Below are 12690 nucleotides of genomic sequence, written 5' to 3' on the forward strand. Positions count from 1 at the left end.
TAAATACAGTGGATTTTTGGTTATTGGAAATTTGATTTTTATCCCCGTATTACGCTCCGCTAATACGGGCTACGGTGTATTGGCTTATATAGAACAAACGGCTTGTAATTCCTCTGAGCCTAAATTGATAAGATTGATTTGGGTTCCCGATTCCGCACTGACCGAGACACTGCTGTTATTCTTTACCCTGACTAAGGTCCCCTGTCCGGTGGACAATTTTTTCCCATTGATAGTGCCACTATTTTTGATCACATTAATTTTAATTTTACTGTTATTTGGATGGCTACATTGAACAACGCATGTCGCATTGAGTGTCCAGAGCGTATTATTAGCAAGTAACTTTGTTTCATTAGGACTCAATTTAAATGTTTTTTGCGACGCATTAGACTGTGAACAGAACAATCCTATGATAATGAATAGAGAGAGGGTCATAATTTTATTCACATTACATCCTTAATGACGTTAACGCCCAAGCTGATTAACCATTGAATATAGAGATCATATTTTATACAATAAACCTTAAGGTTTTATTAAGACCTTCAGAGTTGCCTTGTTACACAATAGCCCTCACTATAAATACTACCCCATAGTGACTGAGAATCATAACATGTAACACGAAGAAATACGGTCGCTTTGCCATGTGCAAAGGGTCCATCAACCAACTCAAACAATCCTGTTGCTGTGGCGTACTTGCAGTCAATACAAAGTAGACTTGTAATTTTGTGTTACATTTATAATATGGCTATCAACTCTGCGCTGGGGAGCAATTTGAAAGCATTTTCCCATATGAATATAATTATCAAGCTTGTTTCAACGAGCATTATAGTTATTATTTGCGGATTAATCCGCATCTTGGCGTGGAATCAATATTCTGTTTATTTAGGGTATGGACCTTTTTATGTCGCAGTGATGCTCCCTGCTTTATGGGGCGGGTTTTATGCAGGAATATTTGCAACATTTTTTAGTTGTTTTTTTGTTTATTATTCTGGCTTTATTCAGCCTGCTCAAATTGACGAACATAACTCCATAGTAACGCTGATTTACTTTTGTGTTAATGGGGCTATTTTTTCGTTAGTCGGGGAATATTTTAGATTTACTCTAAAAAAAATGAGATCGGCCTTATCCAAGGCAAAACGTTTATCCGATGCGCTGGATTGTATCCCAGTATATGTCTATATGAAAGACCTTAATCACCACTATATCTATGCTAATAAACCAACGCTTAGGTTGTTTCAATGTTCTGAATCAGAACTAGCAAATTTCGATGATAATCATTTCTTTCCTGAGGCCACTGTGAAACGGTTGCATGAGATCGATGATAGGGTATTTTACCAGCAAACAACCACACAAGAAGAAATTCACAGCATAGAACCAGATGGTCATTCGCGGGTGTATTGGGAGGTAAAAACACCGCTATATGACGAAGACGATGACCATAACATATATGGTTTGTGTGGGGTATCTATCGATATCACTGAACGGAAAATTAATGAAGATGCACTTCGGGAATCTGAAGAACGCTTTCATTCTGTGTTTGAAGCTGCTGCTATAGGGATGGCCATAGTTGACATTACTGGACGTTTTGTACAGGTTAATCAGGCATTGTGTCAACTTGTAGGATATACATCGGATGAGCTGTTGAAAAAAACATTCATAGACATTACACATCCCGATGATCTCCAGACCGATCTTGGTTATGTAAAACAATTATTAGAGGGAACACTCAGTAGTTATCAATTAGAAAAAAGATACGCTCATAAAGACGGCCGCATCATTTGGATTTTATTAACCGGCTCCGTAGTCCATGATACAAATAAAAACATCAAATATTTCATTGCGCAAATTATGGATATAACCCAGCAAAAATCCCTGATAGCCAAATTAGAACAGCATGCTAATCAAGATTTTCTTACCGGCTTAAACAATAGAAGATATTTCATTGAGCAAGGTGGGTTAGAATTTGAACGTGCTAGACGTATGAAATATAACATCGCTATTTTAATGGTCGATATTGATTATTTTAAGAAAGTCAATGACATGAACGGCCATAAAGTGGGTGACTTAGTGTTACAGCATTTTAGCACGCTTTTGCAGCAGCATTTACGGAGCACTGATTTGGTTGGTCGCATTGGTGGCGAGGAATTTGCCATTATTCTGCCTAATGTTTTGGAGAAAAGTGCTCTTGAGGTTGCAGAAAAGCTTCGTTCTCTCATTGAAAAGAGCCCTTTTGAGGTGCTATCAGGACAAAAAATATATTACACCGTCTCAATCGGAGTCTATATTTCGGATGTTGTGAATGCTACCGTTGAAGAATGCTTATATGAAGCTGATGAGGCATTGTATCAAGCGAAAAACTCAGGCCGAAACCGCGTGTATTCTATTGTGGGAAGCCTTCGCTAGCGTCTGGGGTATCCCTATAGATAGAATGTGAGCCCCGCCACCGGAGCTACTATAACCCCTCTGTAAAACCTGGGCAACAGAATACCCCGACGTGCAAAGTCGTACGCTACGGCTACATAAGAGAGTGCTATGCTTTATGTATGCCAATAGCTAATAAAAACCAACCCAAAATAAAGAACAGACCACCAACCGGAGTGACAATCCCAATGGCTTTTACTGTAAACAAAGTCATTAAATACAAGCTTCCCGAAAAGAAGAAAATGCCTGCAAGAAATAGCCATCCTGAAATGTATATGAATCGGTTATTAAATTGCATCAGTAGCATCCCATCAAATAATAAAGCCAAACTATGTATCATCTGATAGAAAACTCCGGTTTTAAAAACATCCATCTGCACATCACTAAGCTGAGTCTTCAAACCATGTGCAGCAAATGCGCCGAGAATGGTAGCAATCATTGCGAATAAAGCGCCGAATGTAATGAAACGTTTCGAAGCGAGTACTGTAGAATTAATTTTAATCCCTCCCGTCCTTCTCTTAGAATTAAAAATATGCACCAAACAGGACACTAGCATAACATCTTAATACATGAGTAGATGTTTTTTTAAGTGAAGAAAGAATGAAATGAACGAATAGAACATAAAAATCAAAGCCCGTACTGGACGGGCTATTTGTTCTTAAGCTTGTTGGCCTTGACTGACAACAACAGACGTGACCATCTCAGTATCTGTGGAAGTAAATTGAGTTTCCTTGCATAATCTGACGTACTCTTTGTGGGTTATTAATAAATAAAATAGAGCAGAGATTACCAGAATGTAATAGGCATTTTGGTAAAAATAAATTAACCACAAATAGGAGAGAAATGGCGTTGTTAGTACGAGTAACGTACTTGCCTTCATGCGCCGTGTAACCTGAATTCCTCCATAAATGACCATTAAAATTAAAATGGACAAATTCATTTTGAGAAAATCATTTGCTGGCAAAGTACTCATCATGACGCCAAGAATACAGAAAACGATTAAACCAAATATCCTGGTATTGGGTTTGATAGCTCCCATACTAATCGGTGCAGCCATATATCCAATTAAATGATAACCAGTAACAATCACCATGAGTGAGGCCCAACTATCGGAGTTCCAGAGAAATATTGCAGTTAAGGTAAAATTAATGAGTAAGGAACGACGACACAAATTATATTTAGGATGTAATTTAGTAATCGAACGGCTAGGCATTTGCCCCTCTTTAGCCATCGCATAAAACATCCGGGAAGCACCACCTAGATAAGAGTATCCAGTGCCTGATGGACTCACAATACTATCAGCAATGAGCAGCATCGCTAAAAAGTGTACGCCCATCAACATGGCTAAATTAATCAAAGGTGAATGAAAATTCAGACTACTCCAACCTCCGGCTAACATGTCATGAGGAACTGCCCCCATAAAGGATAATTGAAGTAACATATAAACTACCATGACGATGACAATTGAGAGAACAATTGATAAAGGAATGTTCCTCTTGGGATTCTCCATCTCACTTGCAAAAGCTACAGCCAATTGGAATCCGTTGTACGAATAGATGAGTCCAGCTGAAATAATTGCAGTAATAGCTGAGCCAATACCATATTGAGTGTTGGTATCTAAGCTAAAGTTGCTCGTGTCAAAACGCATGATCAAAAAGATCATAATCGTAAAAATCGGGCTGAGAATTTTTACTACCGTAATTGTATTATTAATCTTGGTTAATAATTTAATGCCAAAGTAATTTATGAATAAATAAATGACTAAGATCCCCAGCGCAAATAATTTACCGTAAATCGTGAGGCTATTTGCCGCCATTAAGGTATCACTTTTGATGGTGGCAGCTAAATATTGTGTGGTGGCCTGAGCTTCTGTACCAATCGTAACCATGAGTCCAAACCAGTTGGCAAACGCAAACGGCATACCAAAAATACTATTATGTGATAAGGCACTGGACCGAGCTGTAGCGCCTCGCACTGGGAAAATCGAGGCGACTTGTGCCAGGCATAGTCCCACGGCCATCACCAATAATGCCGCTAAAATCCATGCAAGAAATGAATAATTTCCCGCAATCTTAGCGTTTAATTGAGCGCTAAAGAGCCATCCGGATCCAACCATGGCCGTAGCAGAAAGCGCTGTTGCACTAAACAATGAAATTTTGGCATGCTTACAACTTGAACTCATAATAAATTACCTTAGACGCTACATCAGAATAAGTGCAGATAAAATATCTATTTTGCATATTTTTAGGTCAGCGTCAATAGATCTAATACAAAATGTATCGAAAAAGATGGTGGGGAAAAAATTGAACTCATGGAAAATTGCGTTCTAAAGCAATTCTTAAACCGACAATCGTTCCATGAGTTAGCCTAGTGAAGAGTAGTGTTCTACAATTTGATTTATAGATATCTTGGGACGATAGGAATTAATTCATTTTTATAGGAAAAAGGATTGGTCGATCTACTCAATTAGGAAGAAAGGATGAGAACAACACGATTAGAAGCATTTAGTGATGGTATGCTGGCGATCTTTATAACCATTATGGTATTGGAAATTAAAATCCCACATGGTGATAATTTTACTAGTCTTCGACCGCTTATTCCTATTTTCTCAAGTTACATACTGAGTTTTATTTATATTGGTATTTACTGGAATAACCACCACCATTTATTTACCGCTACCCAAAGTATCTCAGGAAAAGTTCTTTGGGCAAACTTAAATCTTTTATTTTGGATTTCCTTATTTCCTTTTGCCACAGGATGGATGGGAGAAAACCATTATACTGCGACACCAACATCGTTTTATGGCATAGTCCTTTTAATGGCAGCTATTTCTTACTCCATCCTAGTTCATACCCTGATCTCGCATGAAGGCAAAGAGTCACTGGTGGCACGAGCCATTGGCAATGACTTAAAAGGAAATATTTCCATCGTACTCTATGTACTTGCAATTCCTCTTGCTTATGTGTATGCCTGGATTGCCCAAATGCTTTATGTAATCGTTGCAATGCTTTGGTTCATTCCAGACAGGCGAATTGAAAATAAATTAAAATAACCTGCTACCTTATACTCACAAGTACCCTTGAGATCACCCCTCGCAGCACCAAAGAGGACACCAAGAGTCAAATAGAATAGTTATCGGGTAATCGCAGGTTATTTGCTAGGGAATCGACCATGTTGTTTAAACGTCCCTAGAATTAAATAGTGCTTTCCATCATTTTTTGTAAATCTGCATTCAGAGTACCCATAGCGAAAAAGGCAGGAGTTCTTGGTGCAGTTCGTACTTTAGCTACAGGAGTCGCTTGAATAAATTCTTGATTTAATTTTAAAACGTAAGCTTCGTTAACCCTACTGGGATTAACGCTTCGCACCAATTGGATTAACCAGTTTCCACCAACACGAGCGCATATCTTACCCACAGATAAATCCGCAAGTAATTTTTTTACCTGCATGCTTGAAAGGATGGTCCTTTTTGCGCGGTAATTGTAGTTACTCATTTTGATGGTACTATTTAAAAACTCATTTTTGATGTCTGGATGGACGCCATCTAATTTCTGACCGAAATGTGTAAGTGCCTCAACACTTTCTTTACCATCACGCTTCTGAAGCAAAATAATCCCTAATTGATAAACATCAGTGAGTAAGGTTATTGGAAAATCTTGTTTTTTAGGAAGATTTTGTTGTACTTTCTCTTTCAATAATTCATTGGCTAACAGAGTTTTTTTTGCCTCTTCACTAAACTCCGTTTGAGTATGCATATTAGTAAACAGATCTTTTTCGGGCAAAGACATCAACTCTTCCGTATCAAACGCGTACCCATCCAATATTAAGAGTCGGTTGGAAGGTATTTCTTCAATATGAGTTCCGTAAGCAAATGTTTCTTGATTCTTTATTTTTTTTGTTGCCCTAGGGCCATTACCTTTAAAAGTGCGTTTCTGACTCTTTTTAATTTTCATTTTAGAAAATTTCCATGATTTATTATTGAACAAAGATTCAATCAACTGATTAAACACAAAAAAGAGTTAGATTATAGAGCATTCCGTGGTCTAGGAAAGCTCATTCTAAATAAATAAACTATTTAATTAAGTGAATCGTTTTGATTGCATATTTAACGCTATCAAGATAAGCCCGCATCAATAGAGTGTTATCAACCGAAGCAGATTCTAATTGTTTAAAATGGGCAATTTCATAATCCATTACAATTCGTAAAATATTCCCTAACTCCCCCTCTAAATAAAGGATTGCATTATTGAGTTGGGTGCTGAGTTGGATCTTGGCTAATAAAGAGTCCATGGGTTCATGAAGAATCGCATCAAGAGTGGACAAAATACCAACAGTGTATGCTAAATGCGCATCCGATTTACATTGCACGTTAGCAAGATTTTCACACATTTTTGCTCGGATTAAAGTGCGCTCAAGTAAATCCAGTTCCACATCGTGAATACTTGATAGCATCAAAAGTCCAATCCAGTTTCGGATGCAAACAATTCCTAGTAGTTTAATTGCATCCAATATAGATTCAATCTTTTTTCCATTATATAAAGCAACGGAATTGACTAATCGTAAAATACGATAACTGAGTTTTGGAATTTGCAAGATAAGATTTTCAATATGTTCAATCGCCACTACCGGATCATTCAATTCGCCGAATAATCTTATTAAATGTGCTCTATTTTCAGTAATAGCTTGCCCTCTTAATGGATCAGGTTTACTCAGGAAAAAACCTTGAAAATAATCAAATCCGAGTTCCATACAATCATTAAATTGATTTCTATTCTCTATTTTTTCAGCAAGAAGTCTACCCTTGAAATTTTGCAAAAGACTGAGTTGTTTTCGGATTTGATGTTTATTTTGATGCAATACCTCGATTTTAATAATATCTGCAACTTGAATTAGCGGCACAATTTCCTCTGTATAGACAAAGTCATCTAAAGCAATTTGATACCCTTCCTTGCTCAAATCAATCAGACTACGGATTAATTGATCATCGATTTGGATGCTTTCAATTACTTCAATAATAATTCGATTTTTAGGAAGAAGTTTAGGGACTTGATTGACTAAATGATTATAAGTGAAATTTATAAATGCAAGTTTATTATCGATTACATCATCCATATTTAAATTGGTAAATAATTGGGTAATGACTGAGGAGGTAGCTGCATCACCAGCACTCAGGTCCAGATTATCTACATGAGCCATGGTGGAGTGTCCTTCTCTATAAAGTAACTCATAGGCTCTAACTAGCCGATCCCTATCATAGATACTTTGACGTGCTAGAAGAGTGTTCATTAATGCATCGGTCAATTTAACTCGATTTTATGGTTAGTATAAATAAATAATAGATTAATATTTGAACCCATTCACAAATTATTATTCAAATTTTTATAATGTCACACCGAACTATTTATCATTAAAGTCCGATTTTAGAACTATTTATCATCATATCTGCCCATCTTCTTCTTATAATCTGCGCATTTAAGTTTCGAGCCAAAAGGCCAGAGGTTATTCGAAAACATGAAACGCTTAAATATCGGCTATCTTCAAGAGAAAGATGAAGAGTATAAGTTTATTTTTTAGGCAGCTTTTTCTTCTGTAGATTATTGGATATACTCCGCCCATTAAAAAACAAGGATAATTATGAGTATTTTCAATCCCATTAAAAACCTGATTGAAACCAAACAGTACCCCCACGCTAGAGCATACAGAACCACCTTTTGGGGAAAGATGGCCGACACTTTTCTCGTTTTCTCTGGACACTTATTCCCTAATTATCAAGACAAAGCACAAGATCCTTTCAAGAAAATCCATTTTGGGATTTTTGATTATTTAACCTTGGGAGTTCACTTCCTCATTTCCTCCCTACTCATTCGTTCGCTTAAGGGCGCTGAAAAGTCTGTGTTAATTCCTGTAGGTATACTAACGCTTGTATTTAACCTACCTCGCCTCCTATTCGCTACCGCCATGATGTTGATCAGTCTACCCTTTGTTTCAATCGCTTGGGCGGTCACAAAAGAAAAGGGAAACAAAATCAAAGAAGACATTCTTTCCTATGAGGTTCACACGAATCAATCACGATTATATTTTGCACCCTCTGCACTCCCTTCTGACCTTGATCACTATAAAGACTGCTTTTTTTTCATTGAGGGAGATAACCACCTGTACTACATTGATTTTTCAAATCAACCCCATAATATAAGGATTAATGACATAGAGCGTTTCCGCCAAGAAATGGGGATAAACCAACATAGAACAGTCATACGAATCGGTATAGGATACTCTTCTATATTTGTTAAGAACGATGATTTAAAAAAGTATTTTGCTTCAGAAAACTCTCCTTTGGATAGTTATCGCTCCTTAGGGACTCTTTTAAAAGCTAGAAATGTAGATTTGGAAGATATAGAAAAATCAAGTATTGAGCGTCAACAAGATGATATTAAAGTATCCTTAGCTGATGGAGAAGAGCGACCGCTGGCAAAATTTTCCTTATCAATAAAAAAATCAACTGACTTATTGTTATTTAATAACCTGAGGCGCTTAAATATCGGCGGGATAGAAGAGCAGGTAGAAGCAAAAGAAGAATTCTCACAATTTGTTTCTCTATAATTTTAAACGTTTTACCGTATTACGCTACGTGAATATAGGCACCTAAAAAGGACTAGGTGCAGCACCTACGCATCTTTTTTACCGTCCTCTGCGCTAATCCGTTCGGCTGAAGAGGCATTTATGCGGTCTCGAAGCCTTTCCTGATGCTCTCTAAGGGCCTTATCCCAGGCCATCAAGACTGTCGAGACAGCGCTAGAGCGGCATCCTCAGCCTGAACGGTTTAAAATGGATTGTTAATTCATCAAATTTTTATATTGTCACATCGAAATTTATCATAAAAGGCCAATTTTAGAACTATTTACATCATATCTGCCCATCTTCTTCTTAAAGATATTACTATTGGTTATAATCTGCGCATTTAAGACCCAAGGGTAGTGATGAGTCTTTTCAACCCATTTAAAAATCTAGTAGCGATGAGTCTTTTCAATCCATTTAAAAATCTGATTGAAACCAAACAGTACCCGCACGCTAGAGCATACAGAACCACTTTTTGGGGAAAGATGGCCGACACTTTTCTCGTTTTCTCCGGTCATTTACTCGCTAGTTATAAAAAGGAGCCCAAAGATCCCTTCAAGAAAATCCATTTTGGAATTTTTGATTATTTAACCCTGGGAATTCACTTCCTCATTTCTTTTTTGCTGCTTCGTGCTCTGAAAGGTTCCGGAAAGGCTGTGTCAATTCCTTTAGGCATACTGACGCTTCTATTGAACCTACCTCGCCTTCTCTTCGCTGAAGCGATGATGCTAATTTGTCTCCCTTTTGTATTAATCGCCTGGGCTGCCACACGAGAAGAGGGAAACAAAATCAAAGAAGACATTCTTTCCTATGAGGCGCAAACAATTTGGTATAAATTTTATATTGTCCCCTGGGTAGCCCCTTCTGAACTGGCACATTATAAGGACTGTTTTTTTTTCATAGATGAAAAAAATCTCCTCTATTACATTGATTGTTCGGGTAAAGCCCACGACATACCGATTGATAACAGCTTTCGCCACCATATAGGTATGGATAATCCAGAAAATAGATTTTTTTACTCCAAAGTTATTTGTTCAGAGCCCTCTTTTATCTACAAAAAAGGCGATTACTTAAAACCCTATATTGCATTTCCTCCCGAGAGTTATCATTCCATAGGCGCGCTTTTAAAAGCTCAAGAAGTGGATTTGGAAAATATAAAAAGTTCAAATATTTCGATTAGACAAAATGATATTGAACTCACGCTTTGGGGTAAAACAAAATTGCTGACAGAGATTTCCTTGTCAACACAAAAATCAAACGACTCAAGGTTATTTAACAACATGAGACGCCTAAATATCGGTCGTATTGAAGAACATATAGAACAAACAGAAGAACTCGCAGCATTTGTTTTACGATCATAAATGTATTGCTCCATAATACGCGGGCACACAGAAGCTGCAAATACAGTTTTATACTTTCCGATTTGTAGCAGGTGAGGAGTAAGCGAGCCTGGGGCTGAATCTTAATGGCCTCACTAATTCCGGGTTACGGCTAGGTACGGTATGTTCATCCTATATACGGAACTTTTCCTTAAATAGCTTATTGGATATACTCCGCACATTAAAAAGGATGATTATGAGTATTTTTAGTCCCATTAAAAACCTGATTGAAACCAAACAGTACCCTCACGCTAGAGCATACAGAACCACTTTTTGGGGAAAGATGGCCGACACCTTTCTCGTTTTCTCTGGACACTTATTCCCTAATTATCAAGACAAAGCACAAGATCCTTTCAAGAAAATCCATTTTGGGATTTTTGATTATTTAACCTTGGGAATTCACTTCCTCATTTCCTCCCTACTCATTCGTTCACTTAAGGGCGCTGAAAAGGCTGTGTTAATTCCTGTAGGTATACTGACGCTTGTATTTAACCTACCTCGCCTCCTATTCGCTACCGCCATGATGTTGATCAGTCTACCCTTTGTTTCAATCGCTTGGGCGGTCACAAAAGAAAAGGGAAACAAGATAAAAGAAGACATTCTTTCCTATGATATTCAATGGAATCATTCACTATTGTATTTTACTCCCTCTACACTCCCTTCTGAACTTGAGTATTTTAAACACTGCTTTATTTTTCTTGAAAGAGATAACCAACTGTATTACATTGATTTTTCACATAAACCTCATAATATAAGGGTTAATGACATAGAGCGTTTCCGCCAAGAAATGGGGAAAAATCAACAAAAAAATATAAGGATTAATGACATAGAGCGTTTCATGAGAAAATCAGACTTAGAATACTCTTGTTCATTGGTTAAGCTCCATGATTTAAAAAAATATTTTGCTCCAGAAAAATCTCCTTTAGTTAGTTATGGCTCTCTGGGCTCTTATTTCAAAGTTCGATGTATCGATTTGGAAGATATCGAAAAATCAAGCATTGAGCGAGAGCAAGATGAAATTAAAATATCCTTAGCGAATAAAGAAAATCGACCGCTGGCAAAATTTTCCCTATCAATAAACGAATCAACAGATCTGTTGTTTTTTAATAACCTAAGGCGCTTAAATATCGGGGGTATCGAAGAGCTCGTAGAAGAAAAAGAAGAGTTCTCGCAATTTGTTTCCCTATAAATTTAATTGCTCAATTGCTCCATTCACATCTATAATTGATAAAAGATAGAACACGGAGGTCTTTATGAAATTTTTTCAAGGATTACTTCTACTCTCTATACTCAGTTACCCAAATATTTATGCCCAAACGGCACTATCTGAGCCTAGTGGGCAATCCCCTCAATGCGGACAAGCCTACGAGAGCGCAGGGGAAATTAAAACCATAAATAATGTTTTTAGTAGTTTATCCAGCGCATGTCATGATGCGGGTGGGATGAAGTTAACCCATCAGATTTTATTATCCGCAGACTCGAGTAAACCTACCGGTGTTTTATTTACGTGTACTGGAAGCGACCCCAATTTTGTTGTCCTTTCTTGTCTATTTCCAGCAACTTTTGAGGATTTATAGAGAATAATCATCGTCTCGCTACTCATTCACCCAACACCGATAGTTAGCGAACTTTTATCACGATTTATCTACGGGTTTCGGATCGACAACAGACTCACATTATGATAAAATTATATACAATTTTTCATTATTCCTAAGAAGCTATTCTCCTAATGCCTTCACTAACGCTAACCAGCATTTATATTTATTGTGTCTTTTTTTTGATAAGTGCCGCTGTTGAATCCCAGTCATTCAATGCACTTAATCCAGAAGAACAAGAAATTGTATTGAATCGAAAAAAACTTCCTTTTATGACCGACATGACCAGCATCATTAAAGTCTTTTTCTTTTCATTCGTTATCCTCTACATCACGCCATGGCAAATGCGCTATAAAACATACTTATACCATAACACTCAAGAACTGGTCTTTCTCTACCATGTTTTAATGGTCTTCTTTGTTGTCGCATTTGTACCTATAATTAAATACTTGCAAGATGATATCAGAAATGCAGGCTTACCTCGTTGGTATCTAAAGAATGTATTGGTGGGCGATTACATCCATCTGTGGGGAATCTTAATTGCGTGTTATGTATCCATTCCGAATTTTTAGCAAGGTGATTTTTATCCCTATCATTCTTTTTAGGGATATGGAATTTTAGTCGAAATCCCTTGCAGCTCGAGTGAAGCAAAGAGTCATTTTGGATGAAAAAATATGCACCAA

12 protein-coding genes are annotated in these 12690 nt (G+C 37.3%); 7 read left to right on the forward strand and 5 right to left on the reverse strand.

The annotated features are described in order from the left end of the window. Positions 1-84 precede the first annotated feature (84 nt). Positions 85-444 (reverse strand): hypothetical protein, encoded by a 360-nt coding sequence (locus tag OQJ13_RS01960; RefSeq protein WP_028380313.1) that lies wholly within the window; start codon positions 442-444, stop codon positions 85-87. Between the two features lie 342 nt (positions 445-786). On the opposite strand from OQJ13_RS01960, the gene OQJ13_RS01965 reads away from it, so the two are divergent. Next, on the forward strand, positions 787-2400 hold the full coding sequence (locus tag OQJ13_RS01965) for a diguanylate cyclase (RefSeq protein WP_265708815.1): 1614 nt from the start codon (positions 787-789) through the stop codon (positions 2398-2400). Positions 2401-2527: 127 nt separating this feature from the next. Here OQJ13_RS01965 and OQJ13_RS01970 read toward each other — a convergent pair whose 3' ends face one another. Further along, positions 2528-2974 (reverse strand): DUF423 domain-containing protein, encoded by a 447-nt coding sequence (locus tag OQJ13_RS01970; protein WP_265708817.1) that lies wholly within the window; start codon positions 2972-2974, stop codon positions 2528-2530. A 102-nt stretch (positions 2975-3076) separates the two neighbouring features. After that, complete coding sequence (locus tag OQJ13_RS01975; protein WP_265708818.1) at positions 3077-4600, reverse strand: APC family permease; 1524 nt, start codon at positions 4598-4600, stop codon at positions 3077-3079. A gap of 297 nt (positions 4601-4897) precedes the next feature. Between OQJ13_RS01975 and OQJ13_RS01980 the strand changes: the two genes are divergently transcribed. Beyond that, positions 4898-5470, forward strand: a complete 573-nt coding sequence (locus OQJ13_RS01980) for a TMEM175 family protein (protein ID WP_265708819.1) — start codon at positions 4898-4900, stop codon at positions 5468-5470. Between the two features lie 142 nt (positions 5471-5612). Here OQJ13_RS01980 and OQJ13_RS01985 read toward each other — a convergent pair whose 3' ends face one another. After that, a complete protein-coding gene (locus OQJ13_RS01985) occupies positions 5613-6371 on the reverse strand; it encodes a hypothetical protein (RefSeq protein ID WP_265708820.1) in 759 nt (252 codons plus the stop codon). A 118-nt stretch (positions 6372-6489) separates the two neighbouring features. Further along, positions 6490-7704 carry an EAL and HDOD domain-containing protein gene (locus OQJ13_RS01990; RefSeq protein ID WP_265708821.1) on the reverse strand — a complete coding sequence of 405 codons (1215 nt, stop codon included), beginning with the start codon at positions 7702-7704 and terminating at the stop codon, positions 6490-6492. A gap of 348 nt (positions 7705-8052) precedes the next feature. Here OQJ13_RS01990 and OQJ13_RS01995 point away from each other — a divergent pair, with 348 nt between their 5' ends. From OQJ13_RS01995 to OQJ13_RS02015, 5 genes are all read left to right on the forward strand, one after another. Next, positions 8053-9018: a hypothetical protein gene (locus tag OQJ13_RS01995; protein WP_265708823.1), complete on the forward strand. Its 966-nt coding sequence runs from the start codon at positions 8053-8055 to the stop codon at positions 9016-9018. A gap of 377 nt (positions 9019-9395) precedes the next feature. Next, on the forward strand, positions 9396-10394 hold the full coding sequence (locus tag OQJ13_RS02000) for a hypothetical protein (protein WP_265708825.1): 999 nt from the start codon (positions 9396-9398) through the stop codon (positions 10392-10394). Positions 10395-10608: 214 nt separating this feature from the next. Next, positions 10609-11601, forward strand: coding sequence for a hypothetical protein (locus OQJ13_RS02005; protein WP_265708827.1), 993 nt, complete (start codon positions 10609-10611; stop codon positions 11599-11601). A 64-nt stretch (positions 11602-11665) separates the two neighbouring features. Then, on the forward strand, positions 11666-11989 hold the full coding sequence (locus tag OQJ13_RS02010) for a hypothetical protein (RefSeq protein WP_265708829.1): 324 nt from the start codon (positions 11666-11668) through the stop codon (positions 11987-11989). Between the two features lie 152 nt (positions 11990-12141). Next, complete coding sequence (locus OQJ13_RS02015; RefSeq protein WP_265708831.1) at positions 12142-12579, forward strand: hypothetical protein; 438 nt, start codon at positions 12142-12144, stop codon at positions 12577-12579. Positions 12580-12690 lie beyond the last annotated feature (111 nt).

It is taken from the genome of Legionella sp. PATHC035 (assembly GCF_026191115.1).
Taxonomy (GTDB): Bacteria; Pseudomonadota; Gammaproteobacteria; order Legionellales; family Legionellaceae; genus Legionella.